The organism is Rhizobium sp. ARZ01, assembly GCF_014851675.1.
GTDB lineage: Bacteria > Pseudomonadota > Alphaproteobacteria > Rhizobiales > Rhizobiaceae > Mycoplana.
Genome location: NZ_JACVAE010000004.1, coordinates 438562 through 458643 on the forward strand (window position 1 = coordinate 438562; position 20082 = coordinate 458643).

The window sequence follows — 20082 nt, forward strand, 5'->3', positions numbered from 1 at the left end:
TCGCCGATCCCGAACGAGAGACGGAACCGCCGTGGCGGTAAGGAGCTTGGAATGAAGCAGGAAATGAAGATCGGGCACTTTATCGGCGGCGAATGGATATCGGCAGCAGGAGGGAGTTCCATCGCTGTTGAAAATCCTGCGAATTGCGACGTCATTGCAGAGGTTCCGGCTGGCGGAAAAGCCGACGCCGAAAAGGCGCTCGATGCCGCATCGGCCGCATCGCGCGCATGGGCGCGCACGCCCGCGGTGGAACGCGCCGCCTACCTTCAAAAGGTGGCCGTGCTGCTCCGTGAGCGCCTCGACAGTTTCGCGACAACCATCATGGCCGAACAAGGAAAGCCGCTTTCGCAAGCGCGTGGTGAAGTCCTCGGGGCGGCACAGCAGCTCGAATATCACGCGCAATGGGCACGGCGTATCGAAGGCGATGCAATTGCCTCGGACAACGTCGGCGAACACATCCTTATTCTGCGCGTGCCCTACGGCGTCGTCGTCGGACTCATTCCCTGGAACTACCCCTTGTCCGTGACGGCGCGGAAGGTGGCGCCGGCGCTTGTCGCAGGAAATACGATCGTGGTGAAGCCTCATGAGGTAACACCGCTTTCCGCGATGCGGCTCGCAGCACTTTTCGAAGAAGTTGGGTTACCTCGCGGCGTTCTCAACGTGGTGACGGGTATCGGCACTGAAGTTGGTGAAGCGCTTGTCGGCAGTATCAAGACCAATCTGATCACGCTCACGGGAAGCGTTCGCGCCGGCCGCGAAGTCATGCGGCGCGCGGCGGATCACATCTCGCAGGTTTCGCTCGAATTGGGTGGCAAAGCCCCGTTCATCGTTTGCGAGGATGCCGATCTCGATCTCGCAGCCGAACGCGCGGTCTTCGCTCGTTTCCGCAACTGCGGCCAGGTTTGCACGTCAAACGAGCGCACCTACGTTCATCAATCGGTGTTTCAGCCATTCACGGATAAGTTTCTCGATCGTGTGCGGTCGCTGCGTGTGGGAGATCCGCAAAGCGATCCGGACGTCGGCCCGAAGGTGAGCCGACCGGAGCTTGAAAAAGTGGAAGCGATGGTCGCACGCGCGGTGGAGCAGGGAGCGCGTGTGCTCGCTGGCGGCGGCCGGATGACGGGTGCGCCCTTTGATCGGGGACATTGGTTTCAGCCGACGGTTCTGACGGACCTGGATCCGTCCATGGACATTGTTCGCCAGGAGGTGTTTGGGCCTGTCGCAAGCCTCCTGCCCTTCTCGGATTTCGACGATGCACTGAGGCAAGCCAACGATTCTGACTATGGCCTGTCGGCATACCTGTTCACGCGCGACTACCGCAACGTAATGCGCGCAATCAACGAGCTGGAATTCGGCGAAGTTTACGTCAATCGGGTCGGTCCGGAAGCGGTCAACGCCTATCACACGGGGTATCGCCTGAGCGGAATCGGCGGCGACGACGGACGCTACGGCTTTGAAACCTACATGCGCAAGAAGACCATCTACCTGAGTGCCAACTGATGCAAAGCGGACCTTGAACTTCGACGACGATGGACCGCAACAGCAATCTCCAACTGATCACACTGAAACGGAACTATAGAAATGCTGCACAAGAACTTGATCGCTGGCGAATGGGTCGGCACCTCCGCGTCGTTGAATGTCAATCCGTCGAACACAAACGAAGTCGTTGGCGAGTTCGCGTCGGCGACAGCTGAGGAGACCAAGGCAGCCATTGCGGCGGCCAAGGCTGCGTTTCCCAGCTGGTCGCGCTCTCCGATCCTCGAGCGCCACGCAATTCTCAAGCGGACCAGCGAAGAGCTCATGGTGCGCAAGGATGAGCTCGGTTCACTCCTCGCCCGGGAAGAGGGGAAAACCCTGCCGGAAGCCATCGGAGAGACAGTGCGGGCAGCTCAGGTTTTCGAATTCTTTGCCGGCGAGGCATTGCGCCTTTCGGGCGAAGCGCTCCCTTCCACACGTCCGGGCGTCGGTATTGAAATCACGCGCGAGCCTGTCGGCGTTGTCGGCATCATCACACCGTGGAATTTTCCGATTGCGATCCCGGCCTGGAAGGTCGCGCCTGCGCTTTGCTACGGCAACACGGTTGTCTTCAAGCCCGCCGATCTCGTTCCAGGCAGCGCCTGGTCTCTGGTCGACATCCTTCATCGCGCGGGCCTGCCGGCCGGTGTACTCAACCTAGTTATGGGGCGGGGTTCTGTTGTCGGCCAGACCATGCTTGACAGCCCGGACATCAATGCGATCACGTTCACCGGTTCGGTCGGTACCGGCAAGCGCGTCGCGCTTGCCTCGGTCGAACACAACAGGAAGTTCCAGCTTGAGATGGGCGGAAAGAACCCGTTCGTTGTTTTGGACGATGCCGATCTGGCGGTTGCCGTGGAGGCAGCAGCAAACTCGTCGTTCTTCTCGACAGGGCAGCGCTGCACGGCGTCCTCGCGCCTTATCGTGACGGAGGGCATTCATGATGCATTTGTCAGTGCGTTGACGGAACGCCTGAAGACGTTCGTCGTTGATGACGCCATGAAGCCGGGAACGCACATCGGCCCCGTCGTCGACGAGAGCCAGCTCAAGCAGGACATCGATTACATTTCGCTTGGCAAAGCAGAAGGCGCCAGATTGGCGTTCGGCGGAGACAGGTTGGAAAGGGAGACCCCTGGCTTCTTCCTTCAGCCCGCACTCTTCACCGAAGCGAACAATCAGATGCGCATATGCCGTGAAGAGATTTTCGGCCCCGTTGCCGCTGTCATCCGCGTCAAGGACTACGACGAGGCTCTTGCGGTCGCCAACGACACGAATTTCGGCCTCTCCTCAGGCATCGCAACCACCAGCCTGAAGCACGCCACCCACTTCAAGCGAAACTCTGAAGCGGGGATGGTGATGGTCAACCTGCCGACGGCGGGTGTCGATTTCCACGTACCCTTCGGCGGCAGAAAGGGCTCCTCCTACGGTCCGCGTGAGCAAGGACGCTATGCCGCTGAATTCTACACCTCGGTGAAGATCGCCTACACATCTGCATGATTGGAGACACAAACATGAAAATCTTGGTCCCCGTAAAGCGGGTCGTCGACTACAACGTGAAGATCCGGGTAAAACCGGATGGCACGGGCGTCGAGCTCGCGAATGTGAAGATGTCGATGAACCCGTTCGACGAGATCTCCGTCGAAGAGGCGCTGCGGCTGAAGGAGGCCGGCAAGGCAGACGAAGTGGTGGTCGTGTCGATCGGCCCGGCCAAGGCCGAGGAGACGCTGCGCACCGCGCTTGCCATGGGTGCCGACCGGGCGATCCTGGTCGAGACCGACGACGCGGTCGAGCCGTTGGCGGTGGCGAAGATCCTGAAAGGTGTGGCCGAGGCCGAGCAGCCCGGCCTGATCATCGTCGGCAAGCAGGCGATCGACGACGACAGCAACCAGACCGGCCAAATGCTGTCGGCGCTGTTAGGCTGGGCCCAGGGCACCTTTGCCTCGAAAATCGAAATCGGTGACGGCTCGGCCAAGGTCACCCGCGAGGTCGACGGCGGTCTGCAGACGATCGAGGTCAAGCTGCCGGCGGTCGTCACCACCGACCTGCGGCTGAACGAGCCGCGCTATGCCTCGCTGCCGAACATCATGAAGGCGAAGAAGAAGCCGCTCGACAAGAAGAGCCCGGCCGATTTTGCCGTCTCCACCACGGCCCGGCTGAAGGTGCTGACGACCGAGGAGCCGGAAGGCCGCAAGGCCGGCGTCAAGGTCAAGACGGTGGCCGAGCTGGTCGAGAAGCTGAAAATCGAAGCCGGCGTGCTTTGACACCCTCCGTCATCCCGGCCCTGAGCCGGGATCCAAACGCGCCGCGTCGGCGGCGCGATTGACACCTTGGCTCGCAAGGACTTTCGCGCGCTGGATGCCGGATCAAGTCCGGCATGACGGGATGAACAAGATTGCCGCGCGCCGGACCGAAGGGACCGTTGAGCGCAAACCGATAGGGAGATTTTCATCATGGCCATTCTTCTTCTGGCTGACCACGACAACAGCCACCTTTCCGACCAGACCGCCAAGGCGCTGACGGCGGCAACCAAGATTGGCGGCGAGGTGCACGTCCTCGTCGCCGGTTCGAACGCCAAGGCGGCGGCCGAGCGGGCTTCGAAGCTTGCCGGCGTTTCCAAGGTGCTTCTCGCCGACGACGCCTCGCTGGCCAACAACCTGGCCGAGCCGCTGGCCGCGACGATCGTCGCCCTCGCCGGTGCCTACGACACGATCCTTGCCGCCGCCACCTCGGTCGGCAAGAACGTGCTGCCGCGCGTCGCAGCCCTGCTCGACGTCGCCCAGCTCTCGGAGATCATCGAGGTCGTCAGCCCCGACACCTTCAAGCGGCCGATCTATGCCGGCAACGCCATCCAGACGGTGCAGACAAGCGACGCGAAGAAGGTGATCACCGTGCGTACCGCCTCGTTCGCCGCCGCGTCCGAAGGCGGCTCGGCTCCGGTCGAGACGGTTGCCGCCGGCGCCAATCCGGGCGTTTCCTCCTTCGTCGGCGACGCGCTGTCGTCGTCCGACCGCCCCGAGCTGACCTCGGCGAAGGTCATCATCTCCGGCGGCCGGGCACTCGGCTCGGCGGAGAAGTTCAAGGAAGTGATCCTTCCCGTTGCCGACAAGCTCGGTGCCGCCGTCGGCGCCAGCCGCGCCGCCGTCGATGCCGGCTACGCGCCGAACGACTGGCAGGTCGGCCAGACCGGCAAGGTGGTCGCCCCGCAGCTCTACATCGCCTGCGGCATCTCCGGCGCCATCCAGCACCTCGCCGGCATGAAGGATTCGAAGGTGATCGTCGCCATCAACAAGGACGAGGAGGCGCCGATCTTCCAGGTCGCCGACTACGGCCTCGTCGCCGACCTGTTCGAGGCGCTGCCGGAACTCGAAAAAGCACTCTGAATACCAGCTGGGCTCACGATCTTCTCGGTTCTATCCGAACGGATAGGATCGTGATGATCGTCGACGCCCACAAGGACAAGCTCATGACCGACATTATCCATTCACTGACAGCGCATTTCAGCGAAACCGGTAGGAAACTGGTCTCGATGGGTGTTGACGGGCTGGCGCGACGGCATCCGGGGGAACATCCGGGTAATTTCGGTGCTGGGGCAATGGCAATGCCGGAAAGCCCGGAAGATGCGGTAGAGATTGTCCGCTGGTGTGGTCGAAACGGCGTCGCGATCGTGCCGCACGGCGGTCGCACGGGGCTCGTTGGCGGTACGGTCAGCAACCCAGGGGAGTTGATCCTTTGCAGCGAACGGCTGAACCGGATCGAAAGCATCGATCCGGTTTCGCGCACTGCCACCGTCCAGGCCGGCGTGACGCTGCAGGTGCTTCAGGAGGCGACACAGGCCTATGGTCTGACGCCGGGAATTGACCTTCCTTCTCGTGGTAGCGCCACGATCGGCGGTATGGTCTCGACCAATGCCGGCGGCATTCTTGCGTTTCGCAACGGCGTCATGCGCCACCAGATCCTGGGGCTCGAAGCGGTGTTGCCGGATGGCAGTCTGTTCAGTGATCTTAGCCGCATCGTGAAGACGAGCGCGGGGCCGGACGTTAAACACCTGATGATCGGGGCGGAGGGCGCCTATGGCTTCGTCACCCGCGTCGTCCTCAAGCTGGAGCCGTTGCGGGCTGCGCGGGCAACGGCGCTGGTCGGCGTGGCAGATGCGGCTTCGGCCCTTGCTGTCGCCGGTCATTTTGCAAACCTGTCAAACGTGGCGCTTGAGGCCGCCGAGTTGATGTGGCGGGAGTACTTTCACGACAGTGCGGCCAGCCACGGGGCCGATATCGGCTTTGTCGAGGAAGGGACCGAGGCCGTCCTTCTTCTCGATATCTCGGCAGAGACGGACGAAGCCGCAGCCGCAGCGCTGGAAAATGGACTGGAAGCAGTGTGGGAAACGGCCGGCATCAAAGGTGGCATTGTCGCTCAATCGCTGGACCAATCGCGTAAGTTCTGGATGCTGCGGGAGGCGTCCGACTTCGTCTACCGGCTGCATCCGAGTGCACTGTCGTTCGACGTCTCGCTTCCGCCCGCAGAACTTGACCGCTACGTCGCCGATTTCCGTGCCCGGTTGCGCGCAGTGGATCCGGGTTTCGGCGCTTATGTCTTCGGCCACATTGCCGACGGCAATCTGCATATTTGCATCACGCATTCGGAGAACCTCGAGGAAGCAACGCAGCTTGCGATCGAGGACGCCGTTTACTGCGGTATTACCGACGTCGGCGGTATTTTTCGGCTGAGCATGGCATCGGCCTGGAAAAACAGCGCGCCTATGTGAAGTATGGCAATGCCGCCCGTAGATTGTTGGCAAAGTCGATCAAGGACAGCCTCGATCCTGCCGGTATCTTCAACTCTGGAGCATTTAAAGTTCTTCGATCGAATGAAACCGACGGCTGAAATGCCCTTTCCGACCATAGCCGATCCACTTTCGTATGCCGTCATGCCTTGGGGAAACTACCGTGAGTGAAATCCTGACGATCGCCGATCTGAAGGCGCGCGCGAAACGTCGTGTGCCGAAGATGTTCTTCGACTATGCCGATTCCGGCGCCTACACCGAAGGCACCTACCGGGCGAACGAGGAGGATTTCCAGAAGGTGAAGCTGCGCCAGCGCGTGCTGGTCGACATGTCGAACCGCTCGCTCGAAAGCGAGATGATCGGCGAGACGGTGTCGATGCCGGTGGCGCTTGCCCCGACCGGCCTGACCGGCATGCAGCATGCCGATGGCGAGATGCTGGCGGCGCAGGCGGCCGAGGCGTTCGGCGTGCCCTTCACGCTGTCCACCATGAGCATCTGCTCGATCGAGGACGTCGCCTCCGTCACGACGAAACCGTTCTGGTTCCAGCTCTATGTGATGCAGGACCGCGACTTCGTCCTCAACCTGATCGACCGTGCCAAGGCCGCCAAGTGCTCGGCGCTGGTGCTCACCCTCGACCTGCAGATCCTCGGCCAGCGTCACAAGGACGTGCGCAACGGTCTGTCCGCGCCGCCGAAGTTCACCTTCAAGCATGTCTGGCAGATGGCGACCCGGCCGCTCTGGTGCATGCAGATGCTCGGCACGCAGCGCCGCACCTTCCGCAACATCGTCGGCCACGCCAAGAGCGTCACCGACCTGTCGACGCTGAACGCCTGGACGAGCGAGCAGTTCGATCCGCAGCTGTCCTGGAACGACGTCGCCTGGATCAAGGAGCGCTGGGGCGGCAAGCTGATCCTGAAGGGCATTCTGGACGAGGAGGATGCGCGCATGGCGGTCTCGACCGGCGCGGATGCGATCATCGTCTCCAACCACGGCGGCCGCCAGCTTGACGGCGCCCCCTCCTCGATCAGCATGCTGCCGCGCATCGTCGATGCCGTCGGCGGTCAGGTCGAAGTGCATATCGACGGCGGCATCCGCTCCGGCCAGGACGTGTTGAAGGCGCTCTGCTACGGCGCCAAGGGCACCTATATCGGCCGCCCCTTCCTCTACGGCCTCGGCGCCGGCGGCCAGGCGGGCGTCACCAAGGCACTGGAGATCATCCGCAAGGAACTCGACATCACCATGGCGCTGTGCGGCGAGCGCGACGTGCGCAACCTGTCGCGCCGCAATCTGCACCAGGGAGGCGTTGGTGCACGGATCGATTAGCGGTCATGGTGCAGTCGAGTTGCTATTCAACAGCCGGTTCGTCACTCAGGCGTTGCTGCGTGCTTAGCGGCTATCGATAGAGGCCACGCATTTGATACAATCTTGGCCGCTTCTTTGTGCGGATGACGATTCGATAGTGACGTGCTTCGTAAGTCGATGGTGATATGCGTCACCCACATTTTCGTGTCCATAGCAATTTCCGCCAAGGCCCGTTGAAAACGGCGCTGCCACTCTTGGTTCCGAACCGGTGCATCTTTGGACGTTTGGAGGCCGCCGAATTGTCAACGTGATGCAGACGAACCGCGCATCGGCGCTAGTGGGGACTGTTGTCGCGCTTGTAGTCATCAGCATCTCTGCGCCGTTACTGCAGGCAGTAGAGCCCAGAACCCGGAGCAATAAAGTGGCACTACACGTTTAGCTCATTGATCGGCCACCGCACGGGGTTCAGTTATCCCCACCCACTATCCGCGATCCGTTAAGCCGAAGACAACGTGACATCGACTTCGTGATGGGACCTGGCCATATCCGAACCCTCTGGTATTGCGCCGTCAGTGACAATAACCTTGTGAAAAATCCCGTAGTAAGGCACAATTTCTGCATGCACCCTGAAGTGCGGAACTATCCCGGATCCGGCCGTCTCGCGCCGAGTGACAGTTCGCGTGGGAGGGTCGGCGTCGATGGATCAGGGGTTCTTCCTTCTGTTCGCTGCGGTGGCCGTGATCACGGCGCTGACCGTTGTTCTGGCGCGCAATCCGGTCCATAGCGCCTTGGCGTTGATGGCCTGTTTCCTGCAAGTCTCTGCAATCTTCGTGCTGCTCGAGGCGCCGCTGCTCGCGGTCATCCAGATCTTCGTCTATGTCGGCGCGATCATGGTCCTGTTCCTGTTCGTGATCATGATGGTCGACGTGCGCGAAGCGCTGTCGCAGCGCTTCCTGCCGGGCGGCAACCTGTCGGCGCTTGTTGTTCTCGTGCTGCTCGGCGCAGAGATGGTCGTGCTGGTGTTCTGGAGCGAGCGCTTCTCGGTCACCGAACCCGTCGTCGCGAGCGGCGGCGACCAGATCAGGCAGCTCAGCACGACGCTCTTCGCCGACTATCTCCTGCCGTTCGAAGCCGCATCCATAATCCTGCTGGTGGCCCTGGTCGGCGCGATCGTGCTGGCGCGGAAGGAGCCGGGCTGATGGTTCCGCTCTCATGGTACGTCCTGCTCGGTGTGGTCCTGTTCGTGATCGGCGCAGCTGGTGTGCTGCTCAGGCGCAACATCCTGGTCGTGTTGATGTCGCTGGAGCTCCTGCTCAACTCCGTCAACATCAACTTCATCGCGTTCGGCCGTCAGTACGACGATTTCCGCGGACAGATCTTCGCCATCTTCGTCATTGCCATCACCGCAGCGGAAGTTGCGGTCGCCCTCGGCATCCTCGTCGCCCTCGTGAGGAACAAGCACACCCTCAAGGTCGACGAGGTCACCATCATGAAAGGATAGCGGCTTGGACCCGGTGATCTCGATCCGGCCGCTGCTTGCCGTCGCCGTTCCCGGTTTGGCGGCGCTCGCCGTTCTGCTGCTGAACGACCGCGAGCGGCTGCGCGACGTCGTCTCGCCGCTCGCCGCGCTCGTTCTGTTTTTGATCGTCGCCTCCATGGCCCCCACCGTGCTTTCGGGCGGGACCGTCGAGTTGCGGCTGTTCGAGATCCTGCCGGGCGTCGACTTCGCCTTCCGGGCCGATGCGCTCGGCATGGTGTTCGCCACCGTCTCCTCGCTGCTGTGGATCTTGGCTGCGATCTATTCGATCGGCTACATGCGGCACCTCAACGAGCACGCGCAAACCCGGTTCTTCGCCTGCTTCGCCACCAGTCTCGCCGCGGCCGTCGGCGGCGCTTTCGCCGCCAACCTGTTCACGCTGGTGATCTTCTACGAGATACTGAGCCTCGTCACCTATCCGCTCGTCTATCACCACGAGGACGAAGAGGCGTGGAGAGGCAGCCGAAAGTACCTCGTCTATCTGATGGGCGCCTCGAAGAGCGCGCTACTCGCCGCGCTGGCCCTAACCTACCAAATCGAGGGGTCGCTCGACTTCGTGTCGGGCGGGCTTCTGGCGGGCGCCGATGCTTCGGCAGCGCTGCTGACAGTCGTCTATTTCTGTTATCTCTTCGGCTTCGCCAAGGCCGCGGTGATGCCGATGCATGCCTGGCTGCCGGCCGCGATGGTGGCGCCGACGCCCGTCAGCGCGCTGCTGCATGCCGTGGCCGTCGTCAAGATGGGCGTGTTCTGCGTGTTGCGGATGGTGTTCGATGTCTTTGGCGTCGGGCTTATCGCGACATTGGGTCTCGGCATCGCCACGGCCTATCTCGTTTCGTTCACGATCCTGATGGCGTCTATCTACGCCCTGACCCGGGACGACCTGAAGGCCAGGCTGGCCTATTCGACCGTCAGCCAGCTCTCCTATATCGTGCTCGGCGCGGTGCTGCTGTCGCCGGTCGCGATGGTGGGCGGGATCATCCACATCGCGGCGCACGCCTTCTCCAAGATCACGCTCTTCTTCTGCGCCGGCTCGATCTATTGCGCGAGCGGAAAACGCAACATCAGCGACATGGCGGGCATCGGCCGCAGGCTGCCCTGGACGATGGGCGCCTTCTTCGTTGCGTCGCTGAGCATGATCGGGATTCCCCCGACCGCCGGCTTTGTCAGCAAGTGGTATCTCGTGCAGGGGTCGGCAGACGCAGGCCAGATCGCGTTCCTTGTCGTGCTGCTCGTGAGCTCGGTCCTGAACGCCGCCTACTTCCTGCCGGTCAGCTATACCGCCTTCTTCGAGGCGGAGGCCGGGGAGGGCGAGGCGTCGGTCCGTGAAATTCCGATGGTGACGATACCACTGGTCGCGACGGCGGTCCTGTCGGTGCTGATGGGCATCTTCCCCGGCTATTTTCTCACGCTCGCGGACGGAGTGGTGCGATGATCCGGCGTATCGTCGATTTTTTCGGTGACGAACAATATGCCAGGCAGCGTCGGACGTTGTTCTATCTGGCGCTCGTCCTGATCGTCCTGGCCGACTTTGTGGTTCCCCGCGAACACGCCGAATACCTGTGGGAGCGGCTGCCGGGCTGGTCGGCCGCCTACGGCTTCTTTTCCTGCGTGGCTCTGATCTTTGTTTCCAAGTTCCTCGGCCATCAGGTCGGGCTGATGCGGCGCGAGGACTATTATGACTGACTTCGTCCATCCGGCCCTGCTCTTCATCCTCGGCGCCGTACCGATCCCGTTTCTCAAGGGGTCGATCCGCAAGGCCTACCTACTGCTGATTCCGGCACTGGCGATCCTCGCCGTGCTCACGTTGCAGCCGGGCAGCTACGGTGCGGCGAGCTTCATCGACCAGGACATCCTGATCGCCAAGGTCGACAAGCTGAGCATCGTCTTCGCCACCGTCTTCACCATCATGGCGCTGATCGGCATGGTCTATGCGCTGCACCTGACCCAGGCCGGCCAGCACGTGGCGGCGTTCGTCTATGTCGGTTGCGCGCTCGGCGTGGTGTTCGCCGGCGACTACCTGACCCTCTACCTGTTCTGGGAAGGCATGGCGTTCGCCTCCGCCTACCTGGTCTTCGCGCAGGGCGGCGGGCCGGCGATCCGGGCCGGGTTCCGCTACCTGATGGTCCATATTACCGGCGGGCTCGTGCTGTTCGGCGGCATCATCCTGCACGGGCTCAGCACCGGATCGATGCTGTTCGGTCCGATCGGGGGCGCAATGGACGCCGGAGCCTACCTGATCCTGGCCGGATTCCTGCTCAACGCGGCGGTGCCGCCGCTCAATGCCTGGCTGACCGACGCCTATCCGGAGGCGACCGTCACGGGCGCGGTGTTCATGAGCGCCTTCACCACCAAGACCGCCGTCTACGTGCTGGCGCGGGCATTTCCGGGCACCGAACTGCTGGTCTGGCTCGGCACCGTGATGGCCATTTATGGCGTCATCTATGCAGTGTTGGAAAACGACTGCCGGCGGCTGCTGGCCTATCATATCGTCAGCCAGGTGGGCTACATGGTGGCGGGCATCGGCATCGGCACCGAGATGGCGGTGAACGGCGCCGCCAGCCACGCCTTTGCGCATATCCTCTACAAGGCGCTGCTGTTCATGGGGGCGGGCGCAGTGATCTACGTCACCGGTCGCCGCAAGCTCACCGAACTCGGCGGGCTCTACAAGACCATGCCGCTGACGGTGGCGCTCTACATGGTCGGCGCCTTTGCGATCTCGGCCTTCCCGTTCTTCTCCGGCTTCGTCACCAAGTCGATGGTGATTGCCGCGGCCGGAGCCGATCATCGTGCTCTGGTGATGCTGGCGCTGACGATGGCCTCGTCGGGGACGTTCCTGCACACCGGGCTCAAGCTCCCCTACTACATGTTCTTCGGCACCGACCGGAAGCTGCAGGCCCGGGAGCCGCCGCGCAACATGCTGGTGGCAATGGGCATGGCGGCGGTGCTCTGCATCGCCATTGGCGTGTTCCCGCAGCCGCTCTATGCGCTGCTGCCCTATCCGGTCGACTTCCAGCCCTATACCGGCCAGCACGTCACGGAGAGCCTGGGACTCCTGATGTTCACGGCGCTCGGCTTCGTGCTGTTCCTCAAGGCGCTCGACCCCGAGAACACCATCAGCCTCGACACCGACTGGTTCTACCGCAAGGGGGCGCGCGCCTTCATGTGGTTGGCCGAAAAGCCGCTGGCGCGCTACGAGCAGGCGGTGAGCAACGTGTCGGAGACCGTGGCGTGGCCCGTCCTGCACGGAGCGGCCCGCGCCGGGCTGCGGGTCGATCTGGCCGGGGTCGATGGCGTCGTCAACGGCGTCGCCCGCTCGATCCTGCGCGGCGGCGGGGCAATGCGGCGGCTCCAGACCGGGGTCGTGACCCATTACGTGCTGGCGATGATCGTCGGCGTCATCGCCGCCGTCGTCGTCTTCGCCGTGGTGTGGCGGTAAGGGGGCGCGATGGGATTGCCGCTGCTCAGCCTCATCGTCTTCGTGCCCATCGCCGGGGCAACGGTCCTGATGTTTCTCCGCAACGACGATGCGGTGCGATGGGCGGCGCTCGCCGCCACGCTCCTCGATCTCGCGCTCTGCATTGCCATGCTGGCCGGCTTCGACACCACCACGCACGCGATGCAGTTCGTCGAGCGACGCCCATGGGTGCCGGCGCTCGGCATCACCTTTTCGCTCGGCGTCGACGGCATCAGCGCGCTGTTCGTATTCCTGACCGCGCTTTTGGGCGCGGTCTGCGTGCTCGCCTCCTGGGTGGCGATCGATAGCAGGGTCAAGGCATTCATGGTCAGCCTGCTCGTGATGCAGGCGCTGATGCTAGGGGTGTTCTGCGCGCTCGACCTCTTCCTGTTCTACGTCTGCTGGGAGGCGATGCTGATCCCGATGTATCTCATCATCGGCGTCTGGGGCGGCGAGGGCCGGGTCTATGCGGCGTTCAAGTTCTTCCTCTACACACTCGCCGGCAGCCTGCTGTTCCTGGTCGGCGTCATCGTGCTCTATCTCCAGGGCGGAAAGACCTTCGACATCCTCGCCCTGACGGCGCAGGATCTGCCGTTCGAGATCCAGGCGTGGCTGTTCTTCGCCTTCCTGGTCGCCTTTGCCGTCAAGGTGCCGATGGTGCCGGTGCATACCTGGCTGCCGGACGCCCATGTGCAGGCGCCGACGGCGGGCAGCATCATCCTTGCCGGCGTGCTCCTGAAGATGGGCGCCTATGGATTCTTAAGGTTCTCGCTGCCGATGCTGCCGGAGGCGTCGGTGCATTACTCGACGCTGATGCTGGCGTTGTCGGCGCTTGCGATCGTCTATGGCGGGCTGCTGGCGCTGGCGCAGGACGACCTGAAGAAGCTGGTGGCCTATTCCAGCATCAGCCACATGGGCTTCGTGACGCTCGGAATCTTTGCGCTCAACCTCCGCGGGCTGCAGGGCGGCATCCTGCAGATGTTCAATCATGGCGTGACGACCGGGGCGCTGTTTTTGTTCGTCGGCCTGATCTACGAGCGGACGCACACGCGCAGCATCGCCGACTATGGCGGGCTGATGAAGCTGGCGCCGGTCTACACCTCGTTCCTGGCGCTGTTCACTTTGTCGTCGATGGCGCTACCCGGAACGAATTCGTTCGTGGGGGAGCTGCTGGTGCTGTCCGGCGGGTTTGCTGCCAATTTGGTGCTGGGCGCTGTTGCCGTCCTCGGTGCGCTGCTGAGCGCGGCCTATCTGCTGGGCATGTACGGCCGGGTCTCGCTCGGCCCGGTCACGGCCGGGGCCCGGCACAAGATCCGCGACGTCAACGCCCGCGAGATGGCGGCGATCCTGCCGCTGGCCGTCTTCGTGCTTTGGGTCGGGCTCTATCCAAAACCCTTTCTTGCCATCATCGACGCCTCGGTGCGGCATCTGCTGGAGCAGGTGCATGGTGGAGGGGGCGGCCAATGAACGCCGCAGCGCTTTACCAGTCGGCGCTTGCGAGCCTCCCCGAGATCGTGGTGGTCACCGGCGCCTGCATCCTGCTGATCCTCGGACAGCTGGTGCGAAAGGGCCGGGAGGATTTCCTCCTCTGGGCCTCTGTCGGGGTGGTGGTGATTGCCGCCCTCTTGACACTGATGCCGACGGGCGAGGTCCGGCCGACCTATGCCGGCATGTTCATCGCCGACCGCTTCTCGGTGTTCTTCAAGCTCATCTTCTACCTGGCCACGATCCTGACGTTCCTGCTGTCGCGCAAATACGCCGACATCGAAGGGATCGGCAGCAGTGAATACTACGTGCTGCTGCTCTTCACCCTTTCAGGCATGATGATCATGGCCTCGGCGACCGACCTGCTGTCGATCTATGTCGGCCTCGAACTGACGGTGCTCTGCACCTATGTGCTGACCGGCTTCTTGCGGCGTGAGCGGCGGTCGAACGAGGCGGCGCTGAAATATGTGATCCTCGGCGCCGTCGCGACCGCGATCTTCCTCTACGGCGTCTCGCTGGTCTACGGGCTCACCGGCACCACCCAACTGGATGCCATGGCCGCGGCGGTGACCGGCGAGCCGGTCGACCCCGGATTGCTGCTGGCGGTGGTCTTCATTGTCGCCGGCCTGGTCTTCAAGGTCGGCGCGGTGCCATTCCACATGTGGCTGCCGGATGTCTACGAAGGCGCGCCGACGACGATCACCGCCTTCATGTCGGTGGGACCCAAGGCGGCCGGCTTCGCGGTGATCCTGCGGGTCTTCCTCAATCCTCTGGTCGCCGACTCGAACGCCTGGATCGTTGTCGCCGTCATTGCCGTGGTGACGATGGCGCTCGGCAGTTTCGTGGCGCTGGTGCAGGACAACTTCAAGCGCCTGCTGGCCTATTCCAGCATCGCCCATGCCGGGTTCGCGCTGTTCGGCGTCGTCGCCGGCGGCGCAGACGGGATCGCCAGCGTAATGCTCTACCTCTTGATCTACGCCTTCATGAATCTCGGCCTGTTCGGCGCCGTCATCATGATGCGCAGCGGCGATTTCTCCGGCGAGGTCATCGACGACTATGCCGGCTTCGCCCGGCCGCATCCGGTGCTGGCGCTGCTGATGCTGCTCTACCTGTTTTCGCTGGCCGGCATTCCGCCGACAGCCGGGTTCTTCGCCAAGTTCTACGTGCTGGTCGCCCTCGTCGAGCGGGGCTACGTCGCGCTGGCGGTCATCGCCGTGCTCCTCAGCGCCGTCGCCGCCTATTTCTATATCCGCATCGTCATGCTGATCTACATGCGCGAGCCGAAGAAGGCGTTCGAGCCGGCGCTGACACCGATGGTCGGCGCCACGCTCGCCGTCACCGCCGCCGGCACGATCGGCATCGGCCTGTTTCCGGCCTGGTTCCTCCGGCTCGCTCAACAATCGGTGTTCGGCGGCTGACGGGTTTGCAATGATTCGTACGACGGAATAGACTGCCAGTTCAAAGGATTACCCAAGTCGCTCCGCGGGGCGGCAGCGTTATGGCCCCGACGGCGTTCGGCTTGAGCAAGCCCCTTTTGTGGGTGGCCGATATGATTGCGATGGAGTTCCTGCCGGTTCTTTTCATGGTCGCCGGGATCGTGCTGGTGGCAGGGGCGACGATGTTCGTCTCCTCGCTGCTGCGCCCGTCCAATCCCTATCCTGAAAAGAACGCGCCCTATGAATGCGGCATGGATGCCGCGGGCGAGGCGGCCGGCGGCCGCTTCCGGGTGCCGTTCTTCATCCTCGCGATCCTGCTGGTGGTCTTCGACGTCGAGGCGATGTTCCTCTTTCCCTGGGCCGTCGTCCTGAAGGAGATCGGACTGGTCGGCTATATCGAAATGTTTGTCTTCATGCTGCTGCTGCTCGTGGGCTTCGCCTACGCCTGGCTGAAGGGAGCGCTGGAATGGGAGGAGTAGGCAACACCATCCGCGACAGCATCCTGTTCACTACGGCCGACAGCGTCATCAACTGGAGCCGGAGCTCGGCCCTGTGGCCGGAGACCTTCGGCATTGCCTGCTGCGCCATCGAGATGATCTCGGCCGGCTGCGCGCGCTACGATCTCGACCGGTTCGGCGTGGTGTTCCGCCCGTCGCCGCGACAGTCCGACGTGATGATCATCGCCGGCACCGTGACCCGGAAGTTCGCCCCCGTCGTGCGCCGGCTCTATGACCAGATGCCGGAACCGCGCTGGGTGATCGCCATGGGCACCTGCGCGATTTCCGGCGGCGTCTACAACACCTATGCCGTGGTGCAGGGCTCGGAAACCTTCGTGCCCGTCGACGTGCATGTGCCCGGCTGCCCGCCGCGCCCCGAGGCGCTGATGCACGGCTTCCTGCTGCTCCAGGAGAAGATCAAGAGGTCGCGCGCGCTGGCCGGGACACCTCTGGATCGGATGACCGCGTCATGAGAGAGGGGCCGCCCCTTGACCGCGCCCCGATCATCGAGCGCTTCGGGGAAGCAATCGAGGATCTCGGCGTCGCGCACGGCATCGATGTCTTTGCCGTTCCGCCCGAGACGATCGTCGCGTTCTGCCGGTTCCTGAAGGAGCACCCAGCGCTGCGGTTCAATTTCCTGTCGGACATCTGCGGGGTCGATCACTATCCCGAAACCCCGCGGTTCGAGGCGGTCTACCATCTCTATTCGCTGCCGAACAAATGGCGGGTCCGCATCAAGTGCCGGCTCGGCGATCCCCCGCAGGTCCCCTCGGTCACCGGCGTCTGGCGCACCGCCAACTGGCACGAGCGCGAGGCCTGGGACATGTACGGCATCCGCTTCGAGGGGCATCCCGACCTGCGCCGGATCTACATGTGGGAGGGTTTCGAGGGCTTTCCGCAGCGCAAGGATTTTCCGTTGCGCGGCTACAGGGACAAGCTCAACCCATACGGTGCCGAAGGGCCGCCGCCGACGCAGCCCGACCTCGCCACCAGGGATATTCCAAAAGGAGGCCGTTGACGCCGGAGCGATGAGATGACCGAAGTCACCGAACTCGACAGGCCGGAGGGCGAAGCGCTCAACACCAAGGAAGTGCTTCTCAACCTCGGCCCGCAGCACCCCAGCACCCATGGGGTTCTCCGGCTTGTGCTCGAACTGGACGGCGAGTATGTCGAGCGCGTCGACCCGCATATCGGCTACCTGCACCGCGGCACCGAGAAGCTGGCGGAGAGTTTCACCTATACCCAGATCTTCCCGCTGACCGACCGGCTCGACTATCTCTGCCCGCCCTCCAACAACCTGGCCTTTGCGCTGGCGGTGGAAAAGCTCCTCGGCATCGAGGCGCCGATCCGGGCGCAATATATCCGCGTGCTGATGGCCGAGCTGGCGCGGATCTCCGGCCACCTGCTGATCACCGGCGCGCTGCCGATGGACCTCGGCGCCATGACCGCGCTGCTCTATGTCATGCGCGAGCGCGAGATGATCATGGATCTCCTGGAAATGATCACCGGGGCGCGCATGCACACCTCTTTCTGCCGGGTCGGCGGGGTGCGCGAGGACCTGCCCGACGGCTTCCTGCCGAAGATCCGGGAGTTCTGCGAGATCTTCCCGAACCGGATCCGCGACTACGAGCAACTGCTCGAAACCAACCGGGTGTTCCTCAAGCGCACGCAAGGGGTCGGCATCATCTCCGGCGAGGACGCCATCGACCTCGGCCTCAGCGGCCCGAACCTGCGGGCCTCCGGGGTCGACTGGGACATCCGCCGCGACGAGCCTTACGAGATCTACGACCGGCTCGATTTCAAGGTCATCACCCGCGACGAGGGCGATTGCTATGCGCGCTGGCGCTGCCGGGTCGACGAGATGCGCGAAAGCATCCGCATCATCGAGCAATGCCTCGAGCAGATGCCCGAGGGGGCCTTCCAGATCGACATGCCGACGATCGCCTTCCCGGTGGACAAGGAGCGCGTGCACTGCTCGATGGAGGCGCTGATCCAGCATTTCGACCTGTCGGCCTATGGCTTCGACGTGCCCAAGGGCGAGGTCTACTCGGCGATCGAGGCGCCGAAGGGGGAACTGGGGTTCTACATCATCAGCGACGGCTCGCCGAAGCCGTTCCGCATGAAGGTGCGGGCCCCGTCCTTCGTCAATCTCCAGGGGCTGTTCGGGGTGAGCAATGCCCGTTACCTGGCCGACATGATCGCCGTGCTCGGCAGCCTCGACCCGGTGATGGCGGAGGTGGACAAGTAGAGGAGGTTAGGACGCTATGGGCATGCGCGAACAGATCGAGACGGCGGCGGCGCGGTATCCCGACCGGCGCTCGGCGATCATGCCCGCGCTTCTGATCGCGCAGAAGGCGCACGGCCATCTGCCCGGCCCGGTGCTGGAGGAGGTCGCCGACATCCTCGGCGTCGAGCGGATCTGGGTCTATGAGCTCGCGACCTTCTACACGCTGTTTCACACCGAGCCGATCGGCCGGTTCCACCTGCAGCTCTGCGACAATCTTTCGTGCATGCTGTGTGGGGCCGAGCGCCTGCTGGCGCACATGGAAACCGTGCTGGGGATCAGCAAGGGCGAGACCACCCCGGACGGGCTGTTCACGCTCTCCACCGTCGAGTGCCTCGGGGCCTGCGAGATGGCACCGGTGATGCAGGTCGGCGACGACTACCACGGCAATCTCGATGTCGCGCGGCTGGACGCGCTGCTGGACCGCCTGCAGGCCCCAGTGCCGCGGATCGACACCGTCGCACCCGCCGCTGAGCCATCGCCGGGAGAATAGCGCCATGTTCGAGCCGGTCCTCCTCAAGAACATCGACCTGCCGGACAGTCATCTTCTGTCGACCTACGAGGCCGGCGGCGGCTACCAAGCGCTGGCGAAGGTGCTGCGCGAGCACACGCCCGACGAGGTCGTCGAACTCGTCAAGCAGTCCAACCTGCGCGGTCGCGGCGGCGCCGGCTTCCCGACGGGCATGAAATGGAGTTTTGTGCCGAAGCGGGCCGACAAGGAAAAATATCTGTGCTGCAACGCCGATGAGGGCGAGCCCGGTACCTTCAAGGACCGGATCATCATGGAGCGCGACCCGCACCAGCTCATTGAGGGGCTGGCGGTCAGTGGCTACGCGATCGGGGCCAAGACCGCCTATGTCTATGTCCGCGGCGAATATGTGACGGCGATCCGCCGCCTCGAGCAGGCGATCGCCGAGGCGCACGCGAAGGGCTATCTAGGCACCGGCATTCTCGGCTCGGACTTCGATTTCACGATCCACATCCATTGCGGCGCCGGCGCCTATATCTGCGGCGAGGAGACCGCGATGCTGGAGTCGCTCGAGGGCAAGCGGGCGCAGCCGCGGCTGAAGCCGCCGTTTCCGGCCGTTGCCGGCCTTTATGCCAGCCCGACGGTGATCAACAATGTCGAGACGATCGCCTGCGTGCCGCATATCGTGATGCGGGGGGCGCAGTGGTTCCGGGGCATCGGCCCGGACAAGAGCCCCGGCCCGAAGCTCTACTGTGTCAGCGGCCAGGTGTGCAAACCCGGTCTCTACGAATTGCCGATGGGCATCCCCTTGCGCGAACTGGTCGAGGAGCACGCCGGTGGCCCGCTGCCGGGGCGCAAGATCAAGGCGGTGATCCCGGGCGGGGTCTCGGCGCCGGTGATCCCGGCGAGCGGGCTGGAGGTCGGGATGGACTTCGATTCGCTGGCCGCCGTCGGCTCCATGCTCGGCTCGGCCGGCGTCGTCGTGATCGACGACACGACCTGCATGGTCAAGGTTGCGACGAGGATCGTCGAGTTCTTCCACCATGAGTCCTGCGGCAAGTGCACGCCGTGCCGGGAAGGGTTGAACTGGGCCGTGAAGGTGATGCGCCGGATCGAGGCCGGGGAGGGCGCGCCCAGCGACCTGGAGCAGCTGGACATGCTCTGCAAGGGCATTTTCGGCAACACCTTCTGTGCGCTCGGCGATGGCGCTGCGATGGGTTTGCGGGCGGCGCTGAAGCATTTTCGCGAGGAATTCGTCGCCCATGTCGAGGAGCGGCGGTGCCCGTTCCACTGAAGTGCGTGTGCAGGAAACAAGACTGCGA

At 63.5% G+C, this 20082-nt stretch carries 19 protein-coding genes; all 19 read left to right on the forward strand.

What is annotated here, in order from left to right; all coding sequences use genetic code 11:
- Positions 1–51 precede the first annotated feature (51 nt).
- Positions 52–1500, forward strand: coding sequence for an aldehyde dehydrogenase (aldA, locus tag IB238_RS22160; protein ID WP_192252268.1), 1449 nt, complete (start codon positions 52–54; stop codon positions 1498–1500).
- A gap of 81 nt (positions 1501–1581) precedes the next feature.
- Complete coding sequence (locus tag IB238_RS22165; protein WP_192252271.1) at positions 1582–3012, forward strand: aldehyde dehydrogenase family protein; 1431 nt, start codon at positions 1582–1584, stop codon at positions 3010–3012.
- Between the two features lie 14 nt (positions 3013–3026).
- Complete coding sequence (locus IB238_RS22170) at positions 3027–3776, forward strand: electron transfer flavoprotein subunit beta/FixA family protein (protein ID WP_192252274.1); 750 nt, start codon at positions 3027–3029, stop codon at positions 3774–3776.
- A 189-nt stretch (positions 3777–3965) separates the two neighbouring features.
- The gene (locus IB238_RS22175; protein WP_192252277.1) at positions 3966–4895 is read left to right on the forward strand and encodes an electron transfer flavoprotein subunit alpha/FixB family protein; all 930 of its coding nucleotides are present in this window, start codon (positions 3966–3968) and stop codon (positions 4893–4895) included.
- Between the two features lie 53 nt (positions 4896–4948).
- Positions 4949–6277 (forward strand): FAD-binding oxidoreductase, encoded by a 1329-nt coding sequence (locus IB238_RS22180; RefSeq protein ID WP_246723790.1) that lies wholly within the window; start codon positions 4949–4951, stop codon positions 6275–6277.
- A 181-nt stretch (positions 6278–6458) separates the two neighbouring features.
- Complete coding sequence (locus tag IB238_RS22185; protein WP_348648285.1) at positions 6459–7619, forward strand: alpha-hydroxy acid oxidase; 1161 nt, start codon at positions 6459–6461, stop codon at positions 7617–7619.
- A 677-nt stretch (positions 7620–8296) separates the two neighbouring features.
- The gene (locus IB238_RS22190; protein WP_192252286.1) at positions 8297–8797 is read left to right on the forward strand and encodes an NADH-quinone oxidoreductase subunit J; all 501 of its coding nucleotides are present in this window, start codon (positions 8297–8299) and stop codon (positions 8795–8797) included.
- Complete coding sequence (nuoK, locus tag IB238_RS22195; RefSeq protein ID WP_192252289.1) at positions 8797–9099, forward strand: NADH-quinone oxidoreductase subunit NuoK; 303 nt, start codon at positions 8797–8799, stop codon at positions 9097–9099. The genes IB238_RS22190 and nuoK overlap by 1 nt, the downstream gene beginning before the upstream one ends.
- Before the next feature lie 4 nt (positions 9100–9103).
- On the forward strand, positions 9104–10567 hold the full coding sequence (locus IB238_RS22200; RefSeq protein WP_192252293.1) for a monovalent cation/H+ antiporter subunit D family protein: 1464 nt from the start codon (positions 9104–9106) through the stop codon (positions 10565–10567).
- A complete protein-coding gene (locus IB238_RS22205; RefSeq protein ID WP_192252296.1) occupies positions 10564–10818 on the forward strand; it encodes a hypothetical protein in 255 nt (84 codons plus the stop codon). Before IB238_RS22200 ends, IB238_RS22205 begins: the two co-directional genes overlap by 4 nt.
- Positions 10811–12571, forward strand: coding sequence for a Na(+)/H(+) antiporter subunit D (locus IB238_RS22210; protein ID WP_192252299.1), 1761 nt, complete (start codon positions 10811–10813; stop codon positions 12569–12571). Before IB238_RS22205 ends, IB238_RS22210 begins: the two co-directional genes overlap by 8 nt.
- Positions 12572–12580: 9 nt before the next feature.
- A complete protein-coding gene (locus tag IB238_RS22215) occupies positions 12581–14056 on the forward strand; it encodes an NADH-quinone oxidoreductase subunit M (protein WP_192252302.1) in 1476 nt (491 codons plus the stop codon).
- Positions 14053–15492 carry an NADH-quinone oxidoreductase subunit N gene (locus IB238_RS22220; protein WP_192252305.1) on the forward strand — a complete coding sequence of 480 codons (1440 nt, stop codon included), beginning with the start codon at positions 14053–14055 and terminating at the stop codon, positions 15490–15492. The genes IB238_RS22215 and IB238_RS22220 overlap by 4 nt, the downstream gene beginning before the upstream one ends.
- 131 nt (positions 15493–15623) lie before the next feature.
- Positions 15624–15989, forward strand: a complete 366-nt coding sequence (locus IB238_RS22225; RefSeq protein WP_192252526.1) for an NADH-quinone oxidoreductase subunit A — start codon at positions 15624–15626, stop codon at positions 15987–15989.
- Positions 15977–16480 carry an NADH-quinone oxidoreductase subunit B gene (locus IB238_RS22230; RefSeq protein WP_192252308.1) on the forward strand — a complete coding sequence of 168 codons (504 nt, stop codon included), beginning with the start codon at positions 15977–15979 and terminating at the stop codon, positions 16478–16480. Before IB238_RS22225 ends, IB238_RS22230 begins: the two co-directional genes overlap by 13 nt.
- Entirely contained in the window at positions 16477–17025 is a 549-nt protein-coding gene (locus IB238_RS22235; RefSeq protein WP_192252311.1) for an NADH-quinone oxidoreductase subunit C, read from the forward strand. Before IB238_RS22230 ends, IB238_RS22235 begins: the two co-directional genes overlap by 4 nt.
- A 15-nt stretch (positions 17026–17040) precedes the next feature.
- Entirely contained in the window at positions 17041–18255 is a 1215-nt protein-coding gene (gene nuoD, locus IB238_RS22240) for an NADH dehydrogenase (quinone) subunit D (RefSeq protein ID WP_192252314.1), read from the forward strand.
- Positions 18256–18271: 16 nt separating this feature from the next.
- A complete protein-coding gene (gene nuoE, locus IB238_RS22245; RefSeq protein ID WP_192252317.1) occupies positions 18272–18784 on the forward strand; it encodes an NADH-quinone oxidoreductase subunit NuoE in 513 nt (170 codons plus the stop codon).
- Between the two features lie 4 nt (positions 18785–18788).
- Positions 18789–20054 carry an NADH-quinone oxidoreductase subunit NuoF gene (gene nuoF, locus IB238_RS22250; protein ID WP_192252320.1) on the forward strand — a complete coding sequence of 422 codons (1266 nt, stop codon included), beginning with the start codon at positions 18789–18791 and terminating at the stop codon, positions 20052–20054.
- Positions 20055–20082 lie beyond the last annotated feature (28 nt).

Excerpts from the sequence above, each read along its gene's own strand:
- IB238_RS22235 (WP_192252311.1), top strand. The coding sequence starts at position 16,477 with ATGAGAGAGGGGCCGCCCCTTGACCGCGCCCCGATCATCGAGCGCTTC.
- IB238_RS22215 (WP_192252302.1), top strand. The coding sequence starts at position 12,581 with ATGGGATTGCCGCTGCTCAGCCTCATCGTCTTCGTGCCCATCGCCGGG.
- IB238_RS22220 (WP_192252305.1), top strand. The coding sequence starts at position 14,053 with ATGAACGCCGCAGCGCTTTACCAGTCGGCGCTTGCGAGCCTCCCCGAG.
- aldA (WP_192252268.1), top strand. The coding sequence starts at position 52 with ATGAAGCAGGAAATGAAGATCGGGCACTTTATCGGCGGCGAATGGATA.
- IB238_RS22230 (WP_192252308.1), top strand. The coding sequence starts at position 15,977 with ATGGGAGGAGTAGGCAACACCATCCGCGACAGCATCCTGTTCACTACG.
- IB238_RS22210 (WP_192252299.1), top strand. The coding sequence starts at position 10,811 with ATGACTGACTTCGTCCATCCGGCCCTGCTCTTCATCCTCGGCGCCGTA.
- IB238_RS22165 (WP_192252271.1), top strand. The coding sequence starts at position 1,582 with ATGCTGCACAAGAACTTGATCGCTGGCGAATGGGTCGGCACCTCCGCG.
- IB238_RS22170 (WP_192252274.1), top strand. The coding sequence starts at position 3,027 with ATGAAAATCTTGGTCCCCGTAAAGCGGGTCGTCGACTACAACGTGAAG.
- IB238_RS22205 (WP_192252296.1), top strand. The coding sequence starts at position 10,564 with ATGATCCGGCGTATCGTCGATTTTTTCGGTGACGAACAATATGCCAGG.
- nuoE (WP_192252317.1), top strand. The coding sequence starts at position 18,272 with ATGGGCATGCGCGAACAGATCGAGACGGCGGCGGCGCGGTATCCCGAC.
- IB238_RS22190 (WP_192252286.1), top strand. The coding sequence starts at position 8,297 with ATGGATCAGGGGTTCTTCCTTCTGTTCGCTGCGGTGGCCGTGATCACG.
- IB238_RS22180 (WP_246723790.1), top strand. The coding sequence starts at position 4,949 with ATGATCGTCGACGCCCACAAGGACAAGCTCATGACCGACATTATCCAT.
- nuoD (WP_192252314.1), top strand. The coding sequence starts at position 17,041 with ATGACCGAAGTCACCGAACTCGACAGGCCGGAGGGCGAAGCGCTCAAC.
- nuoF (WP_192252320.1), top strand. The coding sequence starts at position 18,789 with ATGTTCGAGCCGGTCCTCCTCAAGAACATCGACCTGCCGGACAGTCAT.
- IB238_RS22225 (WP_192252526.1), top strand. The coding sequence starts at position 15,624 with ATGATTGCGATGGAGTTCCTGCCGGTTCTTTTCATGGTCGCCGGGATC.
- nuoK (WP_192252289.1), top strand. The coding sequence starts at position 8,797 with ATGGTTCCGCTCTCATGGTACGTCCTGCTCGGTGTGGTCCTGTTCGTG.
- IB238_RS22175 (WP_192252277.1), top strand. The coding sequence starts at position 3,966 with ATGGCCATTCTTCTTCTGGCTGACCACGACAACAGCCACCTTTCCGAC.